This window comes from Chromobacterium sphagni (genome assembly GCF_001855555.1).
GTDB lineage: Bacteria > Pseudomonadota > Gammaproteobacteria > Burkholderiales > Chromobacteriaceae > Chromobacterium > Chromobacterium sphagni.
In genome coordinates this window covers 179,302-204,987 of record NZ_MKCT01000001.1, presented here as the reverse complement: position 1 = coordinate 204,987, position 25,686 = coordinate 179,302, and the positions used below count along the sequence as shown (strand labels likewise).

Here is a 25,686-nt window from a genome sequence, read left to right as displayed (position 1 = left end):
GGGGGAGCTTAGGCTCCCAGCAGCTCCGCCAGCTGCCTGAAGTCGGGCGCCACCCAGTCCCAATCCTGCTCCGGCGCAAGGTCGGTGCGTTGGCCGGGGCCGAACTCCAGCGGGCGGGCGACGAAGGCGGTTTTCAGGCCGTGGCCGCGGGCGGCTGTCAGATCGTAGTTGTGGGCCGCCACCAGGCAGACTTGCTCCGGCCGCAGGTCCAGCAGCTCCAGCGTGCGCAGATAGGCTTGCGGCGCCGGCTTGTAGGCTTGCGCAGCCTCCGCGCCCAGTATCGCGTCCCACGGCAGGCCCGCGTAGCGGGCCAGGTTCAGCATCAGGCTGGTGTTGCCGTTGCTGAGGGTGGCGATGGCGTAGCGCGCCTTCAGCCGCGTCAGCCCGGCCACCGCGTCCGGCCATGGTTCCAGCCGGTGCCAGGCGCGGTTCAGCCATTTCAGCTCATCCTCCGGCAGCGTGGTCGCGGCGAGGCCGAAATCGGGCAGGATGGCCTCCAGGTTTTCACGGTGCAGTTGGTCCAGCCGGGTGAAGGGCCGGCGTCCGCTGCGGACCTCCTCCATCGCCGGCGAGTAGCGGCGGCGCCAGGCATCGGCGAAGGCGAAGCCATCGGTCTGCTTCGCGCCATGGCGCTGCAGGAAGGCGGCTGCGTCGCGCGCCACGCCGCTGCGCCAATCCACCACCGTGCCGAACACATCGAAAACCAGCGCTTGGATTGTGGATGGCTGCATCGCGGGCTTCGCTTCATGTCATTGGTATGCTTGAAGTGTGGTGCAGCCGCCATGGGGCGTCAAACGAAATAAAAGGCCGTTGCCGGCCTTTTGCCCATCCATCGCGGTTCAGCCGGCCAGCGGGTCGGCGCCCAGCCACCAGCTGGGGTTGGCGCTGCCGTCGACGATTTTGCCGTCGCGCTGCAGATAGTGGCGGACGTCGCGGCCGGGTTGGTTCAGCGCCGGATCGCCGTTCAGCGCGCGCTCCAGCCATTCTGCGCCGTAGCGGAAGATTTCCGCCGCCACCCCGCCCAGCGGGTGGAATTCGTTTTCGTAGACGCGCATCTCCTTGGGGGCGCGGATGCGCTGGTAGCAGGCCAGCGCCTGTTCCAGCGGGGTCAGCTCGTCGAACTCGCCGATGCCCATCAGCACGGGGATGCGGATGTCGGCCACCAGCGCGCCCAGCGGCATCGCGTCGCGCAAGTCGCGGTCGAACGCCGCCTCGTCGCCATAGCCGCTCATATACATGTAGTTCTTCTTGAAGCTGGGCTGGGCGCGCTCGAAGATGGTGAGGAAGTCGCCGGCCACCGCCTCGTAGGCCGCTAGCGCCGCCAGCCTGGGCTCGCGGGCGGCCGCGCGCAGCCCCCAATAGCCGCTCATGCTGATGCCGAACATGCCGATGCGGGTCGCATCGATTTCCGGCCGCGCGGCCAGGTAGTCGATGTAGGCGCTGATCGCGCGCTCGTAATTGTCCAGCGTGACCATCAGGCCGCCGGCGCGGCTTTCGCCCTGGCCCGGGCCTTCTATCGACAGCGCCACCATGCCGCGCGAAGTATAGTAGCGCTCGGCGGCGTACAGATAATCCTCCTTGATCATGTCCATGCCCGGTCCCAGGATCACCGCGGCGGCTTGGCTGGCCTTGCCTTCCGGCAGGTGCAGCAGGCCGTGGATATGGCCGCCTTCGAATGGAATCGCCACTCTCTGCACCCGGTTGTCGCGCAAGGCGCCGATGCGCTCCACGCAGTGGTCGCAACGCGCGCGCAGCGCGGCCTTGCGCGGGTCGCGGGTGTTGAAGATCGAGTACTGCGCGCGGCCCCACATCACGGCGGCGCGAAGGTAGAGGTCGGCGGCGGTGCGGGCGTAGCCGTCGCGTTCGTAATGGGCGGCGCGGCTTTCCGCCCGCGCGGCCACTTGCGACCAGGCTTTGGGCAGCATCGCGCCGCTTTTGACTTGCGCGAACACCGCGTCGAAATCGGCCGGGTCATGGCCCAGCTGCAACAGCGTGTTCTTGCCTTCCGGGTGCAGGGCGTCGAAGCCCCCTTGCGCCAGCGCGATATCCAGCGACCAGCTTTGCGCTTCTGAACGTGACATAATTTCACCTCGTTAAATTGACCGTACCGAAATTAACTAAGTACTTAGTTATATTATTGTGGAGCCACAACGCATGTCAACACTGCAGTCGGGGGAAGAGCGCGCCGCCGCAAGCGCCATGCCGGATGAAGAGGCGCGCCAGGCGGCGCTGGCCACCCTGAGCCGCGCCGCCTACAGTCTGAGCGCCGCGGATGCGCGCTTGCGCGGCCGGGCCACGCGCCAGGCCGGCGCGCTGTCGCTGTCTCATGCTCGGGTGCTGCGGATGCTGGCGGAGGAGGGGCCGGTGTCGGTGGCGCGGCTGGCCGAACTGAGCGAAACCACTGGCGCCGGGGTGACCCAGCTGGTGAACGGCCTGAGCGAAGCTGGCTATGTCGAGAAGGCCAAGTCGCTGCAGGACAAGCGCTCGGTGCAGGTGCAACTGACCGAGCTGGGCCGCCGGCGCCACGAAGAGCGCGAGCGTCTGCTGGAACAGGTGTTGGCGCAGGCGTTGCAGGGCATGAGCGTGGAGGCGATCGCCGCGGCGTCAGGCGTGCTGCGCGCGCTGTCCGGCGTGTACGACCAGTTATGAGCGGCGCGACGGCCCGCGCGGGCCGCCGTCCTGGCGCGCGGATCAGGTTTTCAGGTTTTGTTGCGCGAATTCCCAATCGACCAGCTTGTCCAGCACCGCGTTGACGTAGTCGGCGCGGCGGTTCTGGTAGTCCAGGTAGTAGGCATGCTCCCACACGTCCAGGTTCAGCAGCGGCCGCATGCTGCCGGTGAGGGGCGTGTCGGCGTTGCTGGTCTTCACCACTTTCAGCGCGTCGCCGTCCTGCACCAGCCAGGCCCAGCCGCTGCCGAACTGCGCGATGGCGGCGCCGGCCAGCTGTTGCTTACAGGCGTCCACGCTGCCGAAAGAGGCTTCCATTTTTTCGCGCAGCGCCTGCGGAGGAATGCCGCCGCCCTTGGCGCGCATGCTGTTCCAGTAAAAAGAGTGGTTCCATAGCTGAGCGGCGTTGTTGAACACGGCGGCGTCGGCCGTTTTCTTGACGGAGGCGGAGATGATGCCTTCCAGCGACATGTCGGCGTAGTCGCGGCCGGCTATCAGCTTGTTGAGGTTGTCGAGGTAGGCCTTGTGGTGCTTGCCGTAGTGAAAGCCTATGGTGCGGGCCGAGATCACCGGCTCCAGCGCGTTGTCGGCATAGGGCAGCGGCGGCAGCACCTGCGCGGAAGAGGCGTGGGCGCGGGCGGACAGCATGGGCAGCGCCAGTGCGGCCAGGCCGCCGGCGGCGGCGAGCAGGAAGCCGCGGCGGTTCAGTTCCGGCAGCGGGGTGGATGTGCTGTGCATCTGAATTCTCCCAAAGGATGGGGGGCGGAGAAAGCCGTTGCGCGACCACATGGCGGCGACGCGATGGCCGGATCATATTAATCCAGCATGCAAGCACGATTTGCGGCGATCGGGCGATGGCCTTGTCTGTCCGGACAGGCTGGAGCGGCGGAAAGCGCAAACCGCCAGGCCGGTGGGCGCTGGCGGTTTGCGTGCCGAGCTGCGGGCTTAACGCAGGTTCAGCGACTTCACGGTGTGGCGCAGTTCATCGGACAGCTGGATGTCCTGGCCAATCACTTCGGTCCAGTGGCCGTGTTGCAGGAAGGCGTAGCGGGCCTTGGAGCCGGCATCAGCCTGCCAGCCGCCTTTCAGATGGCCGTCGAAGTGGAAATCCTCGCCCGGCAGCGCGTGAGCCTGCTGTTGGCCTTGCTGGCCTTGGGTCTGCAGCAGGTTGTGGCCGGCGAGGAACAGTTCGATATTGCTGCCGTTCTCCTCGTAGTGGCCGTGCACCGGGCTCTTGAATACCAGCGGTTGGGCGGTGGCGTGGGTGATGACGGCTTCGCCGCTGACGCGGCGCGACGGCGGGTAGACCGACAGCTTCAGCTGCAGATTGTAGCCGCCGGCCACGCCGGGTTTGGAAACGTTGTAGCTTACGATGAACAAGCCGGCTTTTTGATCGCGATCCAGTTGGTTGGCCATGATAGGACTCCTTGGAAATCGGATGACAGTTGATGGCGCCGGTAAGCGCGCATCCCATATTGCTTGCCGTGGCGCCACGGTAGCGGTCGCCACCCGCTCTTTATATAACAAATGGTTAGATTTTTCACTGCCACTTAGGTCAGTATGGAATTTGGTGCGGGTAGCGATGGTCCGCTGCCGGGTGGTATCCACGGCAACCATATCGGACATGGGGTTGAATTCCGCCGGCTTTGCGCCACACTAGCGCCATCCCCAACCCTGAATAGGACTGAGACATGGCAACTGTTACCCTGCGCGGCAATCCGGTGGAAGTGGCGGGCGCGCTGCCGGCCAAGGGCACGGCCGCTCCGGCGCTGCAACTGACTAATGGCGATCTGGCCGAGGTGACGCTGGCCGACTACGCCGGCAAACGCAAGATCCTGAACATCTTCCCGAGCGTGGACACCCCGACCTGCGCCATGTCGGTGCGCAAGTTCAACGAGAAGGCCGCCAGCCTGGCCGATGCGGTGGTGCTGTGCGTCTCCGCCGATCTGCCGTTCGCGCAGAAGCGCTTCTGCGGCGCCGAAGGCATCGAGGGCGTGGTGAACCTGTCCACCTTCCGCAATCCGGCTTTCGCCGAGGCCTACGGCGTGAAGCTGGCCTCCGGTCCGCTGGCCGGCCTGACCGCCCGCGCGGTGGTGGTGCTGGATGCCGACAACAAGGTGCTGCACAGCCAGTTGGTGGGCGAGATCGCCGACGAGCCGGACTACGCCGCCGCCCTGGCCGCGCTGTAATCCAGCCGCAGGCAAACAAAAAGCCGACTGCATCGCAGTCGGCTTTTTTTGTCGGCGAAGACGCCGGGTTCAGACGCGTTGGCCAGCCAGCTTGCCGGACGGCTGCTGTTCGGCCTGCATCGCCTCCACCAGCTTGGCATCGTGCTCGTCGCGCAGGTAGCGGGTGTACCAGCCGCTGTTGACGCCCCAGAAATAGAAACCCAGCGCGGCCGCGGCCACCACGGCCATGTCGGCGCCGTAGGGCAGCAGGCCGATGCCGCCGAAGTCCTTGCTGCCGATATAGGACAGCAGCGCCATCGCCGGCAGGTACAGCACCATCCACAGCGCGCCCTTCAGCTCGCGGCTGAATTCCGGCCAGCCGGCACGGGCCTGGTACCAGATGTATACCGGCAGCGCCGCCACGATCAGGAAGATGATGTGGCCGGTCAGCGGCCAGCGCGCCCAGTACAGCACCAGCGAGGCGCAGACGAAGGCGAACGGGGCGACCACGCCGAGGCCGGACAGGCGCAACGGGCGCGGCAGGTCCGGCGCGCAGCGGCGCAGCGCGGCCACGCTGATCGGGCCGGTCAGGTAGGAGATCACGGTGGCGACCGAGATCACCGCCGCCAGCGTGCCCCAGCCGCGGAAGAAGAACAGGAACACGAAGGACACCGCCAGGTTGAACCACATCGCCGGGCGGGGGATGTGGAACAGCGGATGGATGCGGCCGAAGATGGCCGGCATGGTGCCGTTGCGCTGCATGCCGTAGATCATGCGCGAGGTGGTGGCCATATAGGTGGCGCCGGTGCCGCTGGGGCTGACGAAGGCATCGAAGTACAAAGTCATCATCAGCCAGTTCAGGCCCAGGGCCATCGCCAGCTGGGCGAACGGCGAGCTGAAGTCTATGCCTTTCCAGCCGTGCGCCAGATTGGCCGGCGATAGCGCGCCGAGGAAGGCCACCTGCAGCGCGACGTAGATCACCGCCGCCAGCAGGATTGAGCCCACCACGCCGAAAGGCACGCTCTTGCCCGGATTGCGTGCCTCGCCGGCCAGGTTGATCGGGCTCTGGAAGCCGTTGAAGCTGAACACGATGCCGCTGGTGGCCACCGCAGTCATCACGCTGGCCCAGCCGAACGGCGCGAAGCCGCCTAATGCCGGGTTGTTGAGGTTTTCGCTGTGGAAGCCGCTGTAGACCAGCGCGCCCACCGTCAGCGCCGGCACGATCACCTTGAAGATGGTGATGGCGCTGTTGGCCTTGGCGAACAATCTCACGCCCCAGTAGTTGAGCAGGAAGTAGATCACCACCAGCACGGCGGCCAGGCAGAGGCCGATGCCGCTCAATTCGCCGTGCTGGTACAGCGCCTGCGCCCAGGCGTAGGGCCAGGAGCTCATGTACTGCACCGAGGCTTCGGCCTCGATCGGAATCACCGAGACGATGGCGATCCAGTTGGCCCAGGCGGCGATGAAGCCCAACAGCGAGCCGTGCGAATAGCGGGCGTAGCGCACCATGCCGCCCGATTCCGGGAACATGGCGCCCAGTTCGGCGTAGCTCAGCGCGATGGAGAGAATGATCACCATGCCGACTATCCAGGCGACGATGGCGGCCGGGCCGGCGATCTGCGCCGCGTGGGCGGCGCCGAACAGCCAGCCGGAACCGATGATGGAACCTAGGCCGGTCAGCATCAGCGCAATCGGGCCGATGTGGCGGGAGTGTTGGTGTTGCAAGGGCGAATCTCCTGTCATTTTAACGTTGACGGGCAACAGCGGCCCCTGGCTGGCGCGCACGCGCCATGCCTTCAAGAGGTGTGTTGCCCACGGCGCCGGGTGTCCCGGTCTTATGGAAGTTGCGCCTGCGAGAAGCAGGCGGTGCCTGATGGCGCGGCTCCGGCTCGCGGATAACCTGCCAAGGGGAGGTTTGCGGAGTGGAGCCGGCCAGGATGGAAGTGCTGGCCGGATACGACTAAACCACCCGTGTTGGGCGAGCGATTGTAACGCAATGTGAATGAACTATGCCATGGTTTGCTTATATGTCTTGAAATCTTACTGTCATGAATATTGAATACACTGCGGTTTCCTACGTTTCACGCCTCACCCGCCATGTCTCTGATCAAACGCCTGTGGCTGACCATCGCCTTCACCCTGGCCAGCCTGGTGCTGGTGATGTCGATCACCGGACAGCAGCTTTACGCCTTCACCCGCCACGTCGACAGTTACAACCAGCTGCAGCAGCTGGCCAGCAATCTGCAACAACTCAAGGCCGTCGCGCTGTCGTTTTCGCGCGCCGATCCCCTGCTGCCGGAAACCGGCCGCCGCCTGCAGGCGGCGCAGCGGCAGGTGGCGGGCTTGCAGCAGGAGATTCTGTCCGGCCTGCCGGCGGTCGATAGCCAGGCTTTCGGCGCGGCCCTGCGCGGCCATTGGCAGGAGTACGCGCGCAATCTGGCCAGCGCCATTCATATCGCTGAAACCGCGCCGCAGGACGCGCTGTCGATACCGGAGCAGGCCTATCAGAACGATCTGCTGCCGTTGGCGGCGGAGATCGACCGCCAGGTCGCCAGGCGCGACGGCGAGCTGCGGCAGGAGAAGGCCGCGCTGGCGAGCGCGCTGGCCTGGCTGGCGCCGTTGATCCTGGGGCCGCTGGCGCTGGCCAGCGCGTTGGTGGTGCTGATCCAGCTGACGCTAGCGCGCCGGCTGAAGCGCCATCTGGGCGCCATGGCGCAGGCGGCGGACGCCTTGAGCGAGGGCAATCTGGCCGTGCGGCTGCCGGATCAGGGCGGCGACGAGCTGGCCCACGCCGCCGCGCGCATCAACCGTTTCCTGGATAGGCTGGCGGGCTTGCTGGACGATGTGCGGCGGCACGCCGGCGACAATCTGCGCGACAGCCAGCGCCTGCAGCTGTTGACGCGGCAGAGCGCCGACGCCAGCCGGCAGCAGACGCAGAAAAGCCGGCTGAGCAACGAGGCCGCCGGCGAGATAGCCAGCCACGCCGAACAGGTGGCGCAGCATGTCGAAGCGGCGCTGGACGGTTCGCGCAGCGCCGCCGCCACGACCGAGGACGCGCGCGCGCTGGGCGGGCGCAATATCGTGGCGATGCGGCTGCTGGCCGAACGCATCGACGCCGCCACCCGCGAGATGCGCGAACTGGGACAGGCGGTGGGCGCCATCGGCCAGATCAGCGCGTTGATCCGCGAGGTGGCTGACCAGACCAATCTATTGGCGCTGAACGCGGCGATAGAGGCGGCGCGCGCCGGAGAGGCCGGCCGCGGCTTCGCGGTGGTGGCGGACGAGGTGCGCAAGCTGTCGGAACGGACGGCGGCGGCCACCAGCGGCATTTTCGACAGCCTGCAGCAGATGGAGCGGGCCAAGGGCGCGCTGGGCGAGGCGATAGCGGCGGCCGGCAGCGCCAGCCGCGACAGCCAGCATTCGCAGCTGGCGCTGGATCAGGCGTTGGCCACGGTGGACGGCGCGCTGTCCAGGCTGGCCGGGCTGATGGACGACATCGGCGCCGCGCGCGAGCTGCAAAGCCGCGCCGGCGGCAGCATCCGCCAGCACGGCCACGAGCTGTCCAGCCTGGCGCAGGACATTGAAAGCCAGATGGGCCAGGCCGAGCCCTTGATGTTGAAACTGGCGGAGTCGGCCAGCGGGCTCAATCAGGCGCTGGCCTGGTTCCGCCTGCCAGCAGCCGATGAGCGCGCGGCCAAATCGGCCGGCCAGCGGCTGACCGTTCCCAGGCTGGCGCTGGTCTGAACTTAACGGGCATGTGGGAAGGACGGCGGCGCAACGCGCGGCTTGGGCCGCACCACCACGGTGCGCGCCAGCTTGTCGTGCCAGCCCTGCTTGCGCGGGTCCAGCCCCACCCAGATCAGCCCCAGGCAGAACGGGATGGCGGCGACGAAATAGCCCAGATAGCGCAACACCGCCTGGCGCGGCGTCAGCGGCAGGCCGCTGTCGGCGTCCACCACCCGCGCGCCCAGCATCATCTTGCCCGGCGTGGCGCTCTTGTAGAGCCAGAACAGGATCACCGCCGCGGCCGGCAGCAGGTAGTTGACCAGGAGATCGCCGGCGCTGCCGGTGCCGCCAAGCTGGGCGAGGTTAGCGCCGCCATCGGCCAGATCGGCCAGAGCCGGAGCCTCGTTTTGGGCCAGCAGCCACCATAGCGGGGCCGACACGATCAGCAGCAGCACGGTGTCCACCAGGCTGGCTAGCACCCGTAGCCAGAAGCCCACGTATTCCAGTTCCTCGGCGTCATGCGCCGGCAGGGTCGGATGCATCGATTAGTCCTCCAGATTGGCTTTGTGCTTGTCGGCCACGCGCAGGTAGTGCTCGGCCGAATACTTGAAATACGCCAACTCCTGCTCGGTCAGCGGCCGCGCCTGCTTCACCGGATTGCCCAGGTACAGGTAACCGGACGCCAGCCGCTTGCCCGGCGGCACCAGGCTGCCGGCGCCGACCAGCACCCGGTCCTCGATCACCACGCGGTCCAGCACGATGCTGCCGATGCCGATCAGCACCTCGTCGCCTATGGTGCAGCCGTGCAGTGTCACGTGGTGGCCGATGGTGACGTGCCGACCGATGATCAGCGGCGCGCCGACCGGATCGGCGGCGCTCTTGTGGCTGACGTGCAGCATGGCGAAGTCCTGCACATTGCTGTTCTCGCCGACGCTGATGGAGTTGACGTCGCCGCGGATCACCGCGCACGGCCAGACCGAGGCGCCCGCTTCCAGTTTCACTTCGCCGATGACGACTGCGGCCGGATCGATGTAACAGCCGTCGGCGATCTCTGGATGATGGCCGTCGTACTGGCGGATATTGCGATTCACGATAATGTCCTTATCTTATTGGCGTTATCCGCGAGGCTATCATTAGCCCGTCACGCTTGCCACACGGCGCGGCCATCTTGCCGCGCCCCAGCCCGAAGGGACTTCCATGCGCCACAGCAACCCGCTGCTCGATTTTACTGACCTGCCGCGCTTCGACGCCATCAAGCCGGAACACATCACCCCCGCCCTCGACGCGTTGCTGGCCGATGCCCGCGCGGCCATCGATGCGGTGGTCGCCGCAGGCGGCGACAGCTGGGACGCCGTGGTGGAGCCGCTGACCGAGGCCACTGAAAAACTGGGCCGCGCCTGGGGCGTGGTCGGCCATCTCAACGGCGTGGTGGGCAATACCGAGGGCCTGCGCGAGGCGTACAACGCTGAAATCCCGCGCGTCTCCGCCTTCTTCACCGAACTGGGGCAAAACCTCGACCTGTTCGCCCGCTTCAAGGCCGTGGCGGCCAATCCCGCTTTCGCCGCCGCCAGCGCCGCGCAAAAGAAAGTGATAGACAACGACCTGCGCGATTTCCGCCTGGCCGGCGCCGAGCTGCCGGACGCGCAGAAAGCGCGCTTCGCCGAGCTGTCCAGCCGCCTGGCCGAGCTGTCCAACCAGTTCTCGCAGCACGTGATGGACGCCACCGACGGCTTCAGCCTGTACATCGATGACGCAGCCGAGCTGGCCGGCATCCCCGAGGACACGCTGGCGATGTACGCCGCGATGGCCGAGGCCGACGGCCAGCCGGGCAAATACAAGCTGGGCCTGCAGTTCCCGCTGTTGTTCCCGGTGCTGCAATACGCCGACAACCGCGCGCTGCGCGAGAAGCTGTACGAGGCCAACGCCAAGCGCGCCTCGGAGTTTGGCCCGGCCGAGCAGGATAACGGCCCGCTGATCCGCGAAAAGCTGCGGCTGGCCGCCGAAGAGGCGCAACTGCTGGGCTTCGCCAACTACGCCGAGCTGTCCTTGTTCACCAAGATGGCGGAAAGCCCGTCGCAGGTCATCGACTTCCTGCGCGATCTGGCGCGCCGCGCCAAGCCCTACGCCGAGCAGGACCGCGCCGAGCTGGAAGCCTTCGCCCGCGATGAATTGGGGCTGGACATCCTGCAGGCGTGGGACATCAGCTACGCCAGCGAGAAACTGCGCGTCGCGCGCTACGCCTTCTCCGAGCACGAAGTGAAGCAGTACTTCCCCGAACCCAAGGTGCTGCAGGGGCTGTTCGGCGTGGTCGGCACCCTGTACGGCGTGCGTTTCGCCGAGCGCAGCGTCGCCGTCTGGCACCCGGACGTGCGCTACTTCGAGATCTTCCAGGGCGACACCTTGCTGGGCGGTTTCTACCTCGACCTCTACGCCCGCGACGGCAAGCGCCCCGGGGCGTGGATGGACGATGTGCGCGGTCGCCGCCGTAAGGGCGATGAGGTGCAGACCCCGGTGGCCTATCTGGTGTGCAACTTCAGCCGCCCGGTGGGCGACAAGCCCGCCTACTTCACCCACGACGAGGTGATCACCCTGTTCCACGAATGCGGCCACGGCCTGCACCACCTGCTGACCCGCATCGAGGTGGCCGGGGTGGCCGGCATCAGCGGCGTGGAATGGGACGCCGTCGAGCTGCCCAGCCAGTTCATGGAAAACTTCTGCTGGGAGTGGGAGGTGCTGCAGGGCATGACCGCGCACAGCGAAAGCGGCCAGCCGCTGCCGTGCGAGCTGTACGACAAGATGATCGCCGCCAAGAACTTCCAGTCCGGCATGCAGATGGTGCGCCAACTGGAGTTCTCACTGTTCGACATGCTGCTGTACACCGCGGCCGAACCCGGCCGCGTCGACTGGCTGGCGCTGCTGGAACAAGTGCGCGACGAGGTGGCGGTCAACCGTCCGCCGGCCTACAACCGCTTCCCCAACAGCTTCAGCCACATCTTCGGCGGCGGCTACGCGGCCGGCTACTACAGCTACAAGTGGGCGGAGGTGCTGTCGGCCGACGCCTACGCCGCGTTCGAGGAGGCTGGCGGCGCCAACGCGCAGGTGGGCCGCCGGTTCTGGGACGAAATCCTGGCCGTCGGCGGCAGCCGTCCCGCGCTGGAATCGTTCCGGGCCTTCCGCGGCCGCGATCCGCAGATCGACGCGCTGCTGCGCCATTCCGGCATGGTGGTGGACGCCGCGTAAAAAAATCGGAAACTTCCGGAACTACCCCGCGACGGGCCGGCTCTAATCACTTGCTCAGGGTTGTCTTCCGGAGCAGCAAGCGAGCCAGACGCGTATCAGGGGTAGTGATAAGTGTCTATTACACGCCTCCGCATCATGCGGGGGCGTTTTTTTGTCCGCCTGACCCTGCACAGCCGGCCGCGCTGCTGTTATGGTGTCGGCCTTTAGTCCTTCACGGAGAACACGCCGATGCGCTTTGCCACCTGGAACGTCAATTCCCTGAAAGTCCGCCTGCCGCAGGTGATCCAATGGCTGGCCGACACCGGCGTGGAAGTGCTGTGCCTGCAAGAGTTGAAGATGGATCAGGACGTCTTTCCGCTGGCGGAAATCGAGGCGGCCGGCTACCGCGCCGCCTGGTTCGGCCAGAAAACCTACAACGGCGTCGCCATCCTGGTGAAGGCACCGCTGGAAATGAGCGAGGTGGTGGCCGGCATTCCCGGCTACGACGACGAGCAGCGCCGGGTGATCGCCGCCACCGTGAACGGCATCCGCGTGATCTGCGGCTACTTCGTCAACGGCGAGGCGGTGGATTCGCCGAAATACCCGTACAAGCTGGAATGGCTGTCCCGGCTGGAAGGCTATGTCGCGGCCGAGCTGGCGCGCTATCCCGATCTGCTGCTCCTGGGCGACTACAACATCGCGCCGGAAGACCGCGACGTCTACGACCCGGAAGGCTGGCGCGGCCAGGTGCTGTGCAGCGAGCCGGAGCGAGACGCCTTCCGCCGCCTGATCGCCCTGGGGCTGTCCGACAGCTTCCGCCTGTTCAACCAGGAGGAGAAGCAGTACAGCTGGTGGGATTACCGCCAGATGATGTTCCGCCGCAACAAGGGCGTGCGCATCGACCACATCCTGGTTAGCGACGCGCTCAAGGCCCGCGCGCAGGTTTGCGAGATCGACAAGGCGCCGCGCAAGTGGGAGCGCCCGTCCGACCACACTCCGGTGATTCTCCACCTGAACGACTGAGCGGCCCTGGTTGAAAGGCGCTGGCTGCGGCCCGACCGATGTCGGGCCGTTTGTTTTGCATGGCGCGGCGGTGAAATTGCCCAAGTCATATGAATCTGCGCGGACTATGGCCCATGGATGGCAATAGGCACGATGCCGCCCACAACACAGGTTCACGGGGGAATGCGCTGATGGATCCGGTCAGCCTTGCCGATGCCGAGGATCTTCTCAAGACCTTTGCCATCCAGCAGGAGGATTCTGCAGCGGGTGCGCGCGATAGGGGATGCGGTGCTGCCCTGTCTGGAGGAGGCGATGGACCGGTTCTACGACGGGATGCCGTCGCTGCCGGAGCCAGACGCGCGGTTTGCCCGGCCCACCGCGCTGCGCAATGCGCGCGAGAGGCAGACCGAATTACTGGCGCCGCTTCTTTCATGGCGTGGCGGACCAGTCCTACTTGGCCGAGCGAGTGGCCTCCGGCGAGACCCACGCCAGGATCGGGTTGCCGCTCCGCACCGATTTCGCCGGCGTCAACTATGCCCTTCATCTGTTCTGCGGCAGCTAAAAAGCGGCAGCCGCGAGACGGTGTCGCAGATGATCCAGTCCTGCAACAAGCTGCTGCACATGGACACTGCGCTGGTGGTGGAAACCTACAGCCGCCCGCAGCAGCAGCGGAGCTGGAGCCAGGCGCTGATGGAGATGTCGACGCCGGTGTCGATGATCTGACAGGACATTCTGTGCTGCCCATCGTCGGCATCATAGGCTCGCAGCCTTCCCAGAGCATCATGGATGGCATACTCAACCAGATCTCCTCCACCCGCCCGCGCGGGTGTTGATCATCGATATTTCCGGCGTGGCGGTGGTGGACTCGGCGGTGGCCAATCACCTGATCAAGATCACCAAAGCCACCCAGCTGATGGGCTGCGAAAGCCTGGTGCCGGGGCTGTCGTCGGCGATCGCCCAGACCATCGTCCACCTGAGCATAGACACCGAGCAGATTTCCATCTTCGCCACCCTGAGCGACGCGCTGGAGGCGGCGTTCCGCATCGGCGGCCTGGTCATCCGCCAGCAGGGTGGAGGAGACGCTCATGCCCGGTGACGCCGCAGCCAAGATCACGCTATCGCAGATCGGCGACGCGATGCTGGCCTGCATGCAGACCGAATTGCGCCCCTCGTTGGTGCGCCGGATGCAAAACCGCTTACTGGAGCGCATCAACGGCAAGGTGGTGCGCAAGGTGATGCTGAACCTGTCCGGAGTCCGCTTCACCTGCCAGGCGCTGGTGGACATGAAGCGCGCCATCACCTTGCTGGGCGCTTCCACCTTTCTGGTGGGCCTGAGGCTCGGCGCGATACAGGGCTTGTCGCAGGTGGGGGTGGACCTGGGGCCTTTCGCAGCGCGATTTCGCTGGAGCAGGCGCTGGCCATCAAGCTATGAGCGTTCCCCCCTGGACCTGTCCGCTGCCGCCGGCCAATAGCCAGGGCGTCAGCGCCTCGCCGGGGATTCGGCGCGACACCGATGTGCGCATGCTGGTGTTCCAAGTGTAGCAGCTGGCGCGGGGGCTGGGCTTTTCCGCGGTGGGGGCCACCCAGCTGGCGACCGCGGCGTAGGCGCTGGCGATGAGCATTCTCAAGTACGCCGGCTGTGGCGAGATGCGCTGACATGCTGTGGGAAAGGGGCTGCGCAAGGGAGTGGAGCGGTGGGCGGTGGACTGTGGGCCGCGCATCGCGGACCTGGAGCTGCCGATGCTGGCGATGACCGGCGACCGCGAGCGCTGCGTCGAAGCGGGATGAGCGACTACATCGCCAAACTGATCGATCCGGCCAGCCTGTTCGCCACCTTGCGGCACTGGGATCCGCGGGACCGCTCCAGACCAGCCGGCAAGGGCGGGCATCCGCCGGCGCCGGCCAAGCCGGACAGCCTGCCGGCCGGAATGGACGACGATGATCCCCTGCGGCGCATTCCCGGCCTGGACGTCGGCAACGCCTTGCGCCGGCTATTGGGCAAGCGCGCCTCCCACTAGAATCTGCTGTGACGCTTCGTAACGGTCAGGCGGGAGCGCTGGACGATGTGCCGCGCGAAATGGCGCGCGAGGACCGGACTGGCTCCACCCGAGCCGCCAACGATCTGCAACCGCTGGCGGCGCAACTGGGGGCGGCGCAACTGGGGGCGGCGCAACTGGGGGCGGCGCTCAACGCCGGGAAAGGCTTGCCGGAGCTTGAAGAGCTGATGGGCGAAGTCTAGCGGGAGTTGCGGCGCCTGATCGAGCAACTGGGCGATGCCTTGCCCAGTCTGGGAACGGCGGCACCGGCCGCAGCCGATGCGAAGGCGGGCGGTGCCCGCTGAGCCGGCGCGCAACGGTCAAGGTTTGGCCTGGCTCAAACCAGAGGGTGGCCGCCCTTGTTAAGCTGAGTCCACATACTTACCGGTAGCCGCCATGACCACACTGAAGACAAGCGCCCCTCCCCACGGGCATTACTACCGCGATGTGCCCGACTACATGACCGAGGTCTACGACTGGGCCTACGTCAATCCGCGCAAGGCCAGGATGCTGGACCACAAGCTGGTGGTGCGCACGCTGCTGTTCGGCAACGACCGGCGGCTGATGCGCGCCTACCTCGATGAAATCCGGCCGGGCGAGCGGGTCTGGCAGGTGGCGCACGTCTATGGCGACCTGGTGCAGCGGGCCGCCGCGCGGATCGGGGGCACGGGCCGCTTCGTGCTGACCGACGTCACCCCGATCCAGGTGGAGCTGGCTCAGGGCAAGCTGGCAGGCCTGCCGCAGGCAAAGGTGGTGCAGGCAGATGCCGCCCGCTACCAGGCGGAGCAGGCGCCGGACTTGGTCTGCAGCTTCTTCCTGCTGCACGAGGTGCCAGAAGACAAGAAATCCGCCATTGTCGACAATATGCTGGCGCAGGTGGCGCCGGGAGGACGGGCGCTGTTTGTCGACTACCACCGGCCGGCGTTCTGGCAACCGATAGGCTGGCTGCTCAAATGGGTGAACCGGCTGCTGGAGCCGTTTGCCGAAGCGTTGTGGCGCAAGGGCATCGCCGCTTACGCCGCAGAGGCGGAACGATTCGACTGGAGCAAGCGCACCGTGTTCGGCGGGGTGTACCAGATCGTCACCGCCAGGCGGCGCGATTGAGTTGTACGTCGCGTTACACGGGCTTACAAGGCGCTAACAGACGGGGAGGTGGGGCGGGGCTAGGATACGTCTCAAGGAAACACCAAACACGGTGCCTCCGGAGGCAAGTCCTCCGTTACCGACCTGGAGATGAATCATGAAAAAGCTGACCCTTCTTGCCCTGTCCGCCGTATTTGGCCTGAGTTCCGCCGCTGGTTTCGCCGCTCAAGCCGTTCCGGCTTCCGCTCCGGCCGCCAAGGTAGCTCCGGCTGCCAAGAAAGCTGAAAAGAAAACCCCGGCCAAGATCCACCACGCCAAGAAGGCCGAGAAAGTTACCGCTTCCGCCCAGAAGGCCCAGGCAGCCAAGGCTGACGCCTCCGCTCCGGCCAAGAAGGTCGTGAAGAAAAAAGTGGGCGTGAAGAAGCACGCTTCCGCTCCGGCCGCGCAAAAAGCCCAAGCCGCCAAGGCCGACGCTTCCGCTCCGGCAGCCAAGAAGGCTCACAAGCACGCCGCTAAAAAGCACGCTGGCAAGAAAGAAGCTTCCGCAGCGCAGAAAGCCCAAGCCGCCAAGGCCGACGCTTCCGCCCCGGCAGCCAAGAAAGCGCACAAGCACCACGCTAGAAAGCACGCCGCCAAGAAAGAAGCTTCCGCCGCGCAAAAAGCCCAAGCCGCCAAGGCCGACGCTTCCGCCCCGGTAGCCAAGAAGGCGCACAAGCACGCCGCTAAAAAGCATGCTGGCAAGAAAGAAGCTTCCGCCACGCAAAAAGCCCAAGCCGCCAAGGCCGACGCTTCCGCCCCGGTAGCCAAGAAGGCCCACAAGCACCACGCCAAGAAGCATCACAAGGCTAAGGCTGCCGCTTCGGCCGCCAAATAAAACCAGATCGCATCTGGCTCGCATAAAAATTGGGGAGGCGTTCGCCTCCCCTTGTTTTTGTCCGCAGCCTGTTGATGGGACATGAAAAAAGCCGACCTCAGGGTCGGCTTTTTGTTTGACGGCGTCCGCTTACTTTTCGACGAAGGCGCGTTCGATCGCGTAGTCGGCCGGCTCGCCCATGCGCGGCGATTCCTTGAAGCCCATGCCGTTCAGGATTTCGCACAGGTCGTGCAGCATGCTCGGGCTGCCGCAGATCAGTACGCGGTCGTGAGCCGGATCCAACTGCGGCAGGCCGATGTCGGCGCACAGCTTGCCGTTGGTGATCAGGTCGGTCAGACGGCCCCGGTTGCGGAACGGCTCGCGGGTGACGGTTGGGTAGTAGATCAACTTTTCCTTCACCATTTCGCCGAAGAATTCGTTCTCCGGCAATTCCTTGGTGATGTAGTCGTGATAGCCCAGCTCGCTGACCCAGCGCACGCCGTGGGTGAGAATCACCTTGTCGTAGCGCTCGTAGACTTCCGGGTCCTTGATGATGGACATGAACGGCGCCAGGCCGGTGCCGGTGGACAAGAGATACAGGTTCTTGCCCGGCAGCAGGTTGTCCTGCACCAGGGTGCCGGTGGGCTTCTTGCTGATCATCACCGTGTCGCCCACCTTCAGGTGCTGCAGGCGCGAGGTGAGCGGGCCATCTTGCACCTTGATGCTGTAGAACTCCAGGTGCTCCTCGTAGTTGGAGCTGACGATGGAGTAGGCGCGCATCAGCGGCTTGCCGTTGACTTCCAGGCCTATCATCACGAACTGGCCGTTGATGAAGCGCAGGCCGGCATCGCGGGTGCAAGTGAAGCTGAACAGGGTGTCGTTCCAGTGATGGACGGACAGGACTTTTTCAGCGGACAAATTGGGAGAGGACATATCTCGTGCGGCTCACTATCCAATAGATCGAAAAATGTTGCGTTGCAAAGATTTTAACCCGTTTGCCGGCCCACTGCAGTTTCCTGCGGCTTCGGGTGTTGTATGGCTGCATGGACCGTAGTCCATGTTGGCTGATTGTGCTTGGGACGACGCCGGACCGGGTGGGCGGCGCTATCGTGAGTGGCGCGCGGGCGATGCTTCAAGCCACGCGTAATGGTCGCATGTTAACCGACAGCGACGGCTGGCTGGAAGATTGTTTGCTGATTTTTTTAGCACCGACAGTTATTTGTCTGAGCCACATCAAGCTTGCCAGGCCATAAGTAAGAGGGCGTCCCGGTGGTGGGACGCCCTCTGAGACTTGCTTGGGATCAAACATCGAAGTCGCGCTTGGGAACCATCATGTAACGGCGCGGACCTGACTGACTACACCGCATGCCGCTGAAACTGGCATGCCCGTTGAAGCTGGGAACAGATTGCCGGTGCTTTGCGATTCGGGATACTGCCGGCACATCATGCTGGCCCTCGATGGGCACATAAGCGGAAACAGCGTTTCCGTGTCTTCAACCACAATCTTCCAGTGTGCTGGTCATGAATCTGCAAGTCATGTCTGACAGGCCGGCGGCCTTGGAGATATTCACGCATCCGTCTTGGACGCTGGTTTGGGCATTGCTGGCACCGATGGTGTCGACCGCCGCCGTTCAAACGGGCGCGGTCGCAATGCCGGGTTGAGCACAAGGTGGCCGGATATTGTCGCCTGACACATCGCTCTCCCTTCCGGTTGCTTCAACTTTTCCAATATAGTGCTTATAGCTGCTGAAGCAAGGATCTTTTAATCCAGCGCGCCTTGCGGGGCGGGCGCGGCTTCCGGCGCATTGGGCTTGAGATGGGATTCGAACTGGCGGCTGGCGGCCTGCCAGGAGTAGCGCTCGGCCACCTTGCGCACATGCTGGCGGTCTATGTCCAGCGCCTTCAGGCAGGCGGCGCGCAAATCCCAGTCCAGCGCGCCGGCGCCCGATTCGCCCACCACGTCCAGAGGGCCCGCCACCGGAAAGGCGGCCACCGGGGTGCCGCAGGCCATTGCTTCCAGCAGCACCAGGCCAAAGGTGTCGGTGAGGCTTGGGAAGACGAAGACATCGGCGGCGCGGTAGAAACGCGCCAGTTCGTTCTGCGGAAACACCCCGGCGAAGTGCACGTCCGGATACTGCTGCTTCAGCCGCGGCAGCAGCGGACCATCGCCGACCACCCATTTGCAGCCCGGCAGCTCCAGCTTGAGGAAGGCCTCGATATTTTTTTCCACTGCCACCCGGCCGATATAGACGAAGCGCGGCGGCTGGGTGTCGTCCAGCCTGTGCCGCTCGCCTGGAGTGAACAGCGCGGTATCGACGCCGCGGCTCCACAGCCTGACATTGCGGAAGCCGCGCTTTTCCAGATCGTCGGCGATGGAGCGGGTGGGCACCATCACCGCCTGCGAAGCGTTGTGGAAGCGCCGCATCCAGGCGTAGCTGATGGACAGCGGCAGCCGGCAGCGCGCCGCGATGTATTCCGGGAAGCGGGTATGGTAGGCGGTGGTGAAGGCCAGGCCGTGGCGCAGGCAATAGCGGCGGGCGGCCAGTCCCAGCGGTCCTTCGGTGGCGATATGGACGGCGTCCGGCGCGAAGCCGGCGAGGCGCTGCGCCACCTGGCGGTAGGGCAGCAGCGACAGACGGATATCGGGGTAGGTGGGGCAGGGCAGGGTGTGGAATTCCAGCGGGGTGATCATGTTGACCTGATGGCCGAAGCCGTCCAGTTCGCGCACGGTTTCGGTCAGCGAGCGGACCACGCCGTTGACTTGGGGCTTCCAGGCGTCGGTGACGATCATGATGCGCATGTGGACTCCTTGCTGGTGGGGCTGTCGGGTTGTTCCTCGGCACAGGGCAGCGTCAGCGCGGTCCAGTGCAGCACCTGCAGGCTGCCGTCGGGATGCTCCACCAGCGCCGACAGGCTTTCCACCCAGTCGCCGCTGTTGCCGTAGAGGACACCGTCTATCATCCGCACTTCCGGCTTGTGGATGTGGCCGCAGATCACGCCGTCGAAGCCGCGCCGGCGCGCTTCGCTGGCCAGTATGGTTTCGAACTGGCTGATGAAGTTGACCGCGTTTTTAACTTTGTGTTTCAGGTATTGCGACAGAGACCAGTAGGGCAGGCCCAGGCGGGTGCGCACCCAGTTGAAGCCGCGGTTCAGCTGCAGGATCAGCGTGTACAAGTTGTCGCCGACATAGGCCAGCCACTTGGCGTACTGGATCACGCCGTCGAATTCGTCGCCGTGCAGCACCAGCAGACGCTTGCCGTCGGCGGTGAGATGCTCGGCCTCGTGGCGGATGGATATGCCGCCGAAGTCCAGGCCGCAGTACTGGCGCGCCGCCTCGTCGTGGTTGCCGGGAATGTAGATCACCTGGCAGCCTTTGCGCGCCTTGCGCAGCAGCTTTTGCACCACGTCGTTGTGGCTTTGCTTCCAGTACCAGGATTTTCTCAGCTGCCAGCCGTCGACGATGTCGCCCACCAGGTACAGATATTCCGATTCATGTTCGCGCAGGAAATCGAGCAGATGGTCGGCGCGGCAGCCGGCGGTGCCGAGGTGGACATCGGATATCCAGATGCTGCGCAGGCGGCGCGGGGCGGCGGAAGCCGAGTCTGGCTGCATGGCGGTGTCCGTGGACCGGGATGATGGGGCCATGCTGCAGGCGCAAGATGACAGGCAGATGAGGCTTTGTTGACGGCGGGATGAATCGTCTGTTTTGGAACGATTTCATGCGGCGGGCACGGCCAGGCTGGTGGGATGCGGACGGCGGATGAGGCGTTGGCCGCGGTGGCGCGGCGCGTGCGCCCGGTCTGCGCGGACAGGGCCGGCGTTGCGGTTTTGCCACAACAGCCGGACTTGGCTGATCAGCCTGCCATGATCAGGTGGCGGTTGCTGTAGGCCGCGCGCTGGATGTCGCGGACTTCGCTGGTGACCATCGCCACGTGCGGTAACTGGACGCAGACCGCGCGCGCGATGGCTTCGGTCAGCCGTTTCTTCTGCTGGTCGCTGCGGCCGGCCAGGATGTGGCTGGTCACATGCACGTAAGGCTCGGTCGCGCCGCCCACCAGGTAATGTTCCGACGGCAGCACCCGCACCTTGATGTCGGAGGCTTCGAACAGGCCGCTGGCGGCGGCGGCTTCGTGGACCGCCAGCATCAAGGGCTTCATGTCTTGTCGCCGCGCCAGTTCGGCTGGGCACTCGATCACGCAATGGGGCATTTTCTTCCTCTATCGTTTCTTATTTGGCGGGCATCGGTTTGCCGGCTCCGAAGCGCATGCGCCAGAACAGCGCATTGCAGACGCCGCCGGCCATCGCGCCCAGATACATCGTCATGCCGTCGTTGTACAGCAGCGGTTCGGCGATGCGGGCGTACAGCAGCGTGATCACGCTGCCGCTGAAGGCGCCGGGCGCGAATGCCGCCAGCGCCAGCAGCCAGGCTGGCCACAGCGTTTGCCAGCGGGCGATGGGGCCGGCCAGGACGATGCGCAGCAGGCACAGCATCAGGCCGAAGATCAGCGCCGGCACCGCGCCCATCAGGTAGGCCATCATCGGCACCACGCCGCTGGCCAGCAGCGCCACCAGCGGGCCCAACAGGATGAACAGGGTCAGCCCGCAGGCCAGGATTTTCAGGTAAGGGGTCTTCATCCGCGCTCAGGGGAAGGCAAAAGATGCCCAGCGTAGCAGACTGCCTGGCCGGCGACGAGCGCCGCCGTCATTTGCCGTGTTTGGCGGCGAACGGGTCGGCCAGCCTGGGGTTGTGGATCAGTTTGTCGTCGCTCAGCGTTTTCAGGAAGGCGACGATGTCGGCCTGTTCGCGCCGGTTCAACCGGATGCGGTCGATCGCCGCGTCTTTCCACGGATTGAGCCGGCCATCGCCGGCCTTGCCGCCGCGGCGGCCGTGCTCGGCATGGATGCGCACCGCGTCTTCCAGCGTGGCCACGCTGCCGTCGTGCATATAGGGCGCGGTCAGCGCGACATTGCGCAGGCTGGGGCTGCGGAAGCGGCCCATGTCGGCGGCCTTGCCGCTCAGCTCAAGCGCGCCGCGGTTGGGAAAGGGGTAGCCGCCCTTGCCGTCCAGATTGTAGAGGCCGATGTTGTGGAAGGGCAGGTCCCGGCTGAAGCCGGCCATCTGGTCGTCGAAATCGGCGCTGCCGTGGCAGCGGTAGCACTGGCCCTGTTCCGAGCGGAACAGCCGCAGGCCGCGCGACTCGGCGGCGGACAGTTCGGTCTGGCCGGCGCGGTAGCGGTCATAGCGCGAGTCGAAGGAGACGATGCCGCGTTCGAAGCTGGCGATGGCCTTGACGATGTTTTCCAACGTCAGCGGCCGCGGCTGGCCGGGAAAGGCGCGGGCGAATTCGCGCTGATAATGCGGATCGGCCGCCAGCCGCGCCAGCACCGTCGAGAGATTGCCGTCGTTGATGCCCATCTCCACCGGATCGGTGCGGAACAGCGGACCGTCCATCTGCCGCTCCAGCGTGGTCAGCGAGTAGTTGGCCCAGGTATAGCTCCGGCGCCAGGCGGCGTTGGCCAGCGGCTGGGCGTTGCGCAGCGCGCGCTCGCCTTCCGCGCCGATGGACAGCGCCACGCCGTCGCTGAAGGCGCGCGCCTGCGGGTGGCAACTGGCGCAGCTGATGTCGCCGTTGCCGGACAGCCGCTTGTCGTAGAACAGGTAGCGCCCCAGCTCGAACTTGGCCCGGCTCATCGGATTGTCGGCCGGCACCGGCGGCGGCGCGACGCCGGGTGGCAGTTGCCATTGCCAGTCCGCTCCGGCGGCGGCCGGCTGGCGGCCGCCGGCGTCGTCACCAGGCAGACCGGCGGCGAGCAAGGCGGACAGCAGCCCGCCGCCAGCCAGCGCCCGCAAGGCGGAGCGCTTCATGGTCAGATCTTTTCCAGGCGAAACACCTTGGAGTGGCGGCCATCGGTGAGCGGTTGGCCGCCATCGTTGCCGCCGGGACTGCTTTCGTCCAGGCGCAGGTCCAGTTGGCGGAAGAGGGTCTGGCATTCCTGGTCGGTGACATTGGACTTGCAGCCGAAGTCGGCGCTATCGTCGCGCGCGACATCGCTGCCGGCGAACAGCGACTGCAGATCCAGCACCACCCGGTCCTGCCGCGGATTGAACTGGTCGAACCTCACCTTGACGCGGTTGGGCTTACCGCAGCGGTAGCCGCCAACGACGGCGCTGTCGGCCTGGCAGTCGGTGGAGCCCAGATGGAACGCCCACTTGTCATTGCTGGAGCCGTCCTGGCGTTTGACGCCGCCTTCCGGCGCCAGGTCCACCCGCATGAAGCGGTGGCCGGACTGCCATTCCCACATCAGCCAGTACACGCCCAGTATCGGGTGCGGCGGCTTGTGCGCCGGCTGATGGTTGAGCGCCACATCCTCGCCCTTGGCGTTTTTGGCGGAGACCGGCACGCCCACTTTGAAGCTGAGCCCGGTGTAGGCGCCGGCGGGCACGCTGCCCACCACCTCGCTGTTGCTGCCGGCCAGCGGCTTGTTGTTGTCCACGCCCGGCTGCTTGCAGCTGCCGCCGGCGAAATCCAGCAGCGCCAGGTTGAGGAACTGCCATGGGCTGCCCTGGTCCAGCTGCAGCGGCACTTCCTGGCCGCGGCTGTTGATCAGCACCACGTCGTGGACGTAGATCATGCCCTCGGTCAGCTTGGCCTGGGCCTGGGAGACGCCGATGCCGCTGAGCAGGCTGTTGCAGTTCACCGCCTGGTTACCGGACTTGAGCGCGAAACGCACGGTGGTGTTGCCGCCGCCGTAGCCCGGATCGGCCGCGGGCTGGCCGCTGTCCGGGTTCGGCGACGGGCTGTCGCTGACGCCGACTCCGCCGCCCAGGCAGGCGGCCAGGCCTAGGCACAGCCCGGATACCAGCATCCAGTGCTTGTTCATCATGGTTCTCCGCTTGTTGTTTGGTGGCTTACCAGTGCGCCTGCAGCTTCAGCCACAGCGTGCGGCCGGGTTCGTTGACGCGCAGCGCGCGGGCATAGCCGGCCACGTCGGCGCCGCTGCTGCTGATGTGCTCGGCGTAGGTGCGGTTGAATAGATTGTCGAGGCCGGCGGTGAGTTTGAGCGCCTTGCTGACGCGCCAGCCGCCGTTGAGCGACAGTGTGGCGAAGCCGGGCGTGGGGCCGATGTCGCTGCTGGCGATATTGCCCTGGCCGATCGCGTAGCGGTCCTGTCCGGCCGCCACGCGCCAGACCAGCGCGCCGGCCCAGGTCTGGTTGTCCCAGGCCAGGCTCATGGTGGCGGACAGCGGCGGCGTCTGCGCCAGCGGCCGGTCGTCGGTGGTGTTGGCGCCCCAGCTGTAGGCGGCGCTGCCGGCCAGCTGCCAGTCGGGCGCGAACTGCCAGGACAGATCGCCCTCCAGGCCGTAGCGGTAAGCCTGGATGTTGCGGGTGGTCTGGCTGGCGTCGTCGTCCACCAGCAGGAAATCGTCGATCCGGCTCAGGTAGGCGGACACGGAGCCCTTGACGCTATCGCCGCGGTACAGTGCGCCGAAGTCCAGCTGGGCATTGCGTTCCGGCTGCAGCACCGCGCGCTTGCCGGCCACGTAGGAGCGCTCCCAGTAGTCCGGCGCGCGCTGGGCGATGCCCAGGCCCAGATAGGGCGTCCAGTTGCCTTGTTGGCGCTCGTAGCGGGCGAAGCCGCTGTACAGCCGGTAATCCTGCAATTGTTCGCCGCGGCCGGGGCTGGCGTCGTAGTAGGCGCGGACGCGGTCGTGGCGCCAGCCGGCGGTCAGCTTGCCGCCGTACAGCGGCAAGCTGCCTTCCAGATAGAGCCCGGCGCGCTGCAGGTGCTGGTCGGCGATGCGCGGCAGGCTGGCATAGTTGGTGCCGCCGACGCGGCTGGTGTGGCGGTCGCGCTGCCAGTCGGCGCCGATGGTGAAGTCGATGCCGTACAGCGCCAGGTCGGCTTCCAGCTTGGCGGCGTCGGTGTTGCGGTCTGGGTTGCTGGCGCGCTGCGGCTTGCCTGGCGCCAGCTGCCGCAGCGAGTAGTTGTCCATCACGTGGTCGGCGTAGCTGCGGTTGGCGGCGACGCGCAGCGCGTCCAGCCACGGCGCGATATTGCGCTGCTCGGCCTTGACGCCCCAGGCGCTGCGGTCGAATTGGCTGCCGTCCATCATCCGGTCGGCGTAGGCGGCGCGGCCGCGGCCAAAGTCGCCGGATAGCTCGATCGTGGTGTCGCGACCGGGCGTGAGGCCGGCGATCAGGCTCTGGCTGTCGCGCTGGTACGCCGAGTGCACTTTCTGGCCGTCGCCGTCGCGGTAGTCGCCGGCCTGGTTGTGGGAGTCGATCAGCCGCAGATAGCCCAGCTTGCCGCCCACGGTCAGGTCGGCGTAGACGTCCTGGCGCTGGGCGCTGCCGGCGAGCAGGCTGCCGTCAAAGCGCAGGCCGCTTTCATCGAAAGGCTTGACCTTGCGCTCGAAGCTGACCGCGCCGCTGATCAGCGCGCCGCCGTATTTCACCGATTGCGGGCCTTTCACCACCACCACCTTGTCGTAGGCGTCGGGAAACAGGTAGGCGGTGGGCGGGTCCATCCGGCCCGGGCAGCCGCCGTAGACGAAGCCGCCGTTGGCCAGGATGTTGAGGCGGGAGCCGCCCAGGCCGCGCAGCAGCGGATCGCCGGAGCTGCCGCCCTTGCGCACCACGCTGAAGCCGGGAATGGTTTTCAGCAGGTCGGCGCCGTCGCCGGCCGGCACCGGCTGGCGCGGCGCGCGCGGGTCGGTGGCGACGGTCAGCACCTGGTCGCTCTGGACCGCGGTGACGACTATCCTGTCGCCCTGAAAGGTGGGTAAATCGGCGGCAAAGGCGTGGCAGACCGCCATGGCCAGCGGCAAGGGAAGCAGGGCTTTTTTCAGGTTCATCAGGAAATTGCAAATTTGTTTTAAGTTTGCGGCGATCCTAGTGCAAACCATCCCGGCCCGGAATGCGGCATATTG

General features: G+C 65.9%; 30 protein-coding genes. 15 read left to right on the top strand and 15 right to left on the bottom strand.

The genetic code is table 11. From position 1 onward, the window contains the following. Positions 1 to 8 precede the first annotated feature (8 nt). Both BI344_RS00925 and BI344_RS00920 read right to left on the bottom strand, forming a co-directional pair. Complete coding sequence (locus tag BI344_RS00925) at positions 9 to 731, bottom strand: haloacid dehalogenase type II (RefSeq protein WP_071111096.1); 723 nt, start codon at positions 729 to 731, stop codon at positions 9 to 11. A 108-nt stretch (positions 732 to 839) separates the two neighbouring features. Beyond that, complete coding sequence (locus tag BI344_RS00920) at positions 840 to 2,081, bottom strand: alpha/beta hydrolase (RefSeq protein ID WP_206600307.1); 1,242 nt, start codon at positions 2,079 to 2,081, stop codon at positions 840 to 842. 73 nt (positions 2,082 to 2,154) lie between these two features. On the opposite strand from BI344_RS00920, the gene BI344_RS00915 reads away from it, so the two are divergent. After that, positions 2,155 to 2,649 (top strand): MarR family winged helix-turn-helix transcriptional regulator, encoded by a 495-nt coding sequence (locus BI344_RS00915; RefSeq protein ID WP_083338675.1) that lies wholly within the window; start codon positions 2,155 to 2,157, stop codon positions 2,647 to 2,649. A 42-nt stretch (positions 2,650 to 2,691) separates the two neighbouring features. Here the strand turns inward: BI344_RS00915 and BI344_RS00910 are convergent, their stop codons facing one another. Further along, a complete protein-coding gene (locus BI344_RS00910) occupies positions 2,692 to 3,405 on the bottom strand; it encodes a superoxide dismutase (protein WP_083370015.1) in 714 nt (237 codons plus the stop codon). 207 nt (positions 3,406 to 3,612) lie between these two features. Then, positions 3,613 to 4,083 carry a DUF1842 domain-containing protein gene (locus tag BI344_RS00905; protein ID WP_071111093.1) on the bottom strand — a complete coding sequence of 157 codons (471 nt, stop codon included), beginning with the start codon at positions 4,081 to 4,083 and terminating at the stop codon, positions 3,613 to 3,615. Positions 4,084 to 4,358: 275 nt separating this feature from the next. Here BI344_RS00905 and tpx point away from each other — a divergent pair, with 275 nt between their 5' ends. Continuing rightward, a complete protein-coding gene (gene tpx / locus BI344_RS00900) occupies positions 4,359 to 4,856 on the top strand; it encodes a thiol peroxidase (RefSeq protein WP_071111092.1) in 498 nt (165 codons plus the stop codon). A 69-nt stretch (positions 4,857 to 4,925) separates the two neighbouring features. Here tpx and BI344_RS00895 read toward each other — a convergent pair whose 3' ends face one another. Continuing rightward, complete coding sequence (locus tag BI344_RS00895; protein WP_239690815.1) at positions 4,926 to 6,560, bottom strand: APC family permease; 1,635 nt, start codon at positions 6,558 to 6,560, stop codon at positions 4,926 to 4,928. Between the two features lie 372 nt (positions 6,561 to 6,932). Here BI344_RS00895 and BI344_RS00890 point away from each other — a divergent pair, with 372 nt between their 5' ends. After that, entirely contained in the window at positions 6,933 to 8,579 is a 1,647-nt protein-coding gene (locus BI344_RS00890; protein ID WP_071111091.1) for a methyl-accepting chemotaxis protein, read from the top strand. A 2-nt stretch (positions 8,580 to 8,581) separates the two neighbouring features. On the opposite strand, the gene BI344_RS00885 is transcribed toward BI344_RS00890, so the two are convergent. Both BI344_RS00885 and BI344_RS00880 read right to left on the bottom strand, forming a co-directional pair. After that, positions 8,582 to 9,103: an RDD family protein gene (locus BI344_RS00885; RefSeq protein WP_071111090.1), complete on the bottom strand. Its 522-nt coding sequence runs from the start codon at positions 9,101 to 9,103 to the stop codon at positions 8,582 to 8,584. A 3-nt stretch (positions 9,104 to 9,106) separates the two neighbouring features. After that, positions 9,107 to 9,652, bottom strand: coding sequence for a gamma carbonic anhydrase family protein (locus tag BI344_RS00880; RefSeq protein ID WP_071111089.1), 546 nt, complete (start codon positions 9,650 to 9,652; stop codon positions 9,107 to 9,109). Between the two features lie 106 nt (positions 9,653 to 9,758). Here BI344_RS00880 and BI344_RS00875 point away from each other — a divergent pair, with 106 nt between their 5' ends. The 11 genes from BI344_RS00875 to BI344_RS00845 all read left to right on the top strand — a co-directional run bounded on the left by BI344_RS00875 (position 9,759) and on the right by BI344_RS00845 (position 16,775). Then, complete coding sequence (locus tag BI344_RS00875) at positions 9,759 to 11,801, top strand: M3 family metallopeptidase (protein WP_071111088.1); 2,043 nt, start codon at positions 9,759 to 9,761, stop codon at positions 11,799 to 11,801. A gap of 228 nt (positions 11,802 to 12,029) precedes the next feature. Further along, a complete protein-coding gene (gene xth, locus BI344_RS00870; RefSeq protein ID WP_071111087.1) occupies positions 12,030 to 12,803 on the top strand; it encodes an exodeoxyribonuclease III in 774 nt (257 codons plus the stop codon). Between the two features lie 262 nt (positions 12,804 to 13,065). Further along, complete coding sequence (locus BI344_RS26040; RefSeq protein ID WP_139166840.1) at positions 13,066 to 13,344, top strand: protoglobin domain-containing protein; 279 nt, start codon at positions 13,066 to 13,068, stop codon at positions 13,342 to 13,344. Between the two features lie 29 nt (positions 13,345 to 13,373). Further along, positions 13,374 to 13,505 carry a hypothetical protein gene (locus BI344_RS25725; protein WP_277620416.1) on the top strand — a complete coding sequence of 44 codons (132 nt, stop codon included), beginning with the start codon at positions 13,374 to 13,376 and terminating at the stop codon, positions 13,503 to 13,505. 103 nt (positions 13,506 to 13,608) lie between these two features. Then, positions 13,609 to 13,878 carry an STAS domain-containing protein gene (locus tag BI344_RS22590; RefSeq protein ID WP_083370014.1) on the top strand — a complete coding sequence of 90 codons (270 nt, stop codon included), beginning with the start codon at positions 13,609 to 13,611 and terminating at the stop codon, positions 13,876 to 13,878. Beyond that, a complete protein-coding gene (locus BI344_RS00860; protein WP_071111086.1) occupies positions 13,868 to 14,254 on the top strand; it encodes an STAS domain-containing protein in 387 nt (128 codons plus the stop codon). The genes BI344_RS22590 and BI344_RS00860 overlap by 11 nt, the downstream gene beginning before the upstream one ends. Positions 14,255 to 14,444: 190 nt before the next feature. Continuing rightward, positions 14,445 to 14,570: a hypothetical protein gene (locus tag BI344_RS25720; RefSeq protein WP_277620415.1), complete on the top strand. Its 126-nt coding sequence runs from the start codon at positions 14,445 to 14,447 to the stop codon at positions 14,568 to 14,570. After that, positions 14,567 to 14,800 carry a hypothetical protein gene (locus tag BI344_RS00855; RefSeq protein WP_071111085.1) on the top strand — a complete coding sequence of 78 codons (234 nt, stop codon included), beginning with the start codon at positions 14,567 to 14,569 and terminating at the stop codon, positions 14,798 to 14,800. The genes BI344_RS25720 and BI344_RS00855 overlap by 4 nt, the downstream gene beginning before the upstream one ends. Before the next feature lie 8 nt (positions 14,801 to 14,808). Next, a complete protein-coding gene (locus BI344_RS23550) occupies positions 14,809 to 15,021 on the top strand; it encodes a hypothetical protein (RefSeq protein ID WP_139166839.1) in 213 nt (70 codons plus the stop codon). Positions 15,022 to 15,214: 193 nt separating this feature from the next. Then, positions 15,215 to 15,922 carry a rhodoquinone biosynthesis methyltransferase RquA gene (gene rquA / locus BI344_RS00850; protein ID WP_071111084.1) on the top strand — a complete coding sequence of 236 codons (708 nt, stop codon included), beginning with the start codon at positions 15,215 to 15,217 and terminating at the stop codon, positions 15,920 to 15,922. Between the two features lie 136 nt (positions 15,923 to 16,058). Next, entirely contained in the window at positions 16,059 to 16,775 is a 717-nt protein-coding gene (locus tag BI344_RS00845) for a hypothetical protein (RefSeq protein ID WP_071111083.1), read from the top strand. Between the two features lie 129 nt (positions 16,776 to 16,904). On the opposite strand, the gene BI344_RS00840 is transcribed toward BI344_RS00845, so the two are convergent. Further along, positions 16,905 to 17,687, bottom strand: a complete 783-nt coding sequence (locus tag BI344_RS00840; RefSeq protein ID WP_071111082.1) for a ferredoxin--NADP reductase — start codon at positions 17,685 to 17,687, stop codon at positions 16,905 to 16,907. Positions 17,688 to 18,275: 588 nt separating this feature from the next. Here BI344_RS00840 and BI344_RS24680 point away from each other — a divergent pair. Then, positions 18,276 to 18,416, top strand: coding sequence for a hypothetical protein (locus BI344_RS24680; RefSeq protein ID WP_206600305.1), 141 nt, complete (start codon positions 18,276 to 18,278; stop codon positions 18,414 to 18,416). 100 nt (positions 18,417 to 18,516) lie between these two features. Here BI344_RS24680 and BI344_RS00835 read toward each other — a convergent pair whose 3' ends face one another. The 7 genes from BI344_RS00835 to BI344_RS00805 all read right to left on the bottom strand — a co-directional run bounded on the left by BI344_RS00835 (position 18,517) and on the right by BI344_RS00805 (position 25,611). Continuing rightward, positions 18,517 to 19,554, bottom strand: coding sequence for a glycosyltransferase family 4 protein (locus BI344_RS00835; protein ID WP_071111081.1), 1,038 nt, complete (start codon positions 19,552 to 19,554; stop codon positions 18,517 to 18,519). After that, complete coding sequence (locus BI344_RS00830; protein ID WP_071111080.1) at positions 19,542 to 20,366, bottom strand: UDP-2,3-diacylglucosamine diphosphatase; 825 nt, start codon at positions 20,364 to 20,366, stop codon at positions 19,542 to 19,544. Before BI344_RS00830 ends, BI344_RS00835 begins: the two co-directional genes overlap by 13 nt. Before the next feature lie 242 nt (positions 20,367 to 20,608). Next, a complete protein-coding gene (locus BI344_RS00825) occupies positions 20,609 to 20,962 on the bottom strand; it encodes a 5-carboxymethyl-2-hydroxymuconate Delta-isomerase (RefSeq protein ID WP_071111079.1) in 354 nt (117 codons plus the stop codon). A 19-nt stretch (positions 20,963 to 20,981) separates the two neighbouring features. Further along, positions 20,982 to 21,389, bottom strand: coding sequence for a hypothetical protein (locus BI344_RS24250; protein WP_071111078.1), 408 nt, complete (start codon positions 21,387 to 21,389; stop codon positions 20,982 to 20,984). 67 nt (positions 21,390 to 21,456) lie between these two features. Further along, positions 21,457 to 22,620, bottom strand: coding sequence for a methanobactin export MATE transporter MbnM (locus BI344_RS00815; protein WP_071111077.1), 1,164 nt, complete (start codon positions 22,618 to 22,620; stop codon positions 21,457 to 21,459). Between the two features lie 2 nt (positions 22,621 to 22,622). After that, entirely contained in the window at positions 22,623 to 23,639 is a 1,017-nt protein-coding gene (locus BI344_RS00810; RefSeq protein ID WP_083338683.1) for an MbnP family copper-binding protein, read from the bottom strand. Positions 23,640 to 23,664: 25 nt separating this feature from the next. Then, the gene (locus BI344_RS00805) at positions 23,665 to 25,611 is read right to left on the bottom strand and encodes a TonB-dependent copper receptor (RefSeq protein ID WP_158021015.1); all 1,947 of its coding nucleotides are present in this window, start codon (positions 25,609 to 25,611) and stop codon (positions 23,665 to 23,667) included. Between the last annotated feature and the right edge of the window lie 75 nt (positions 25,612 to 25,686).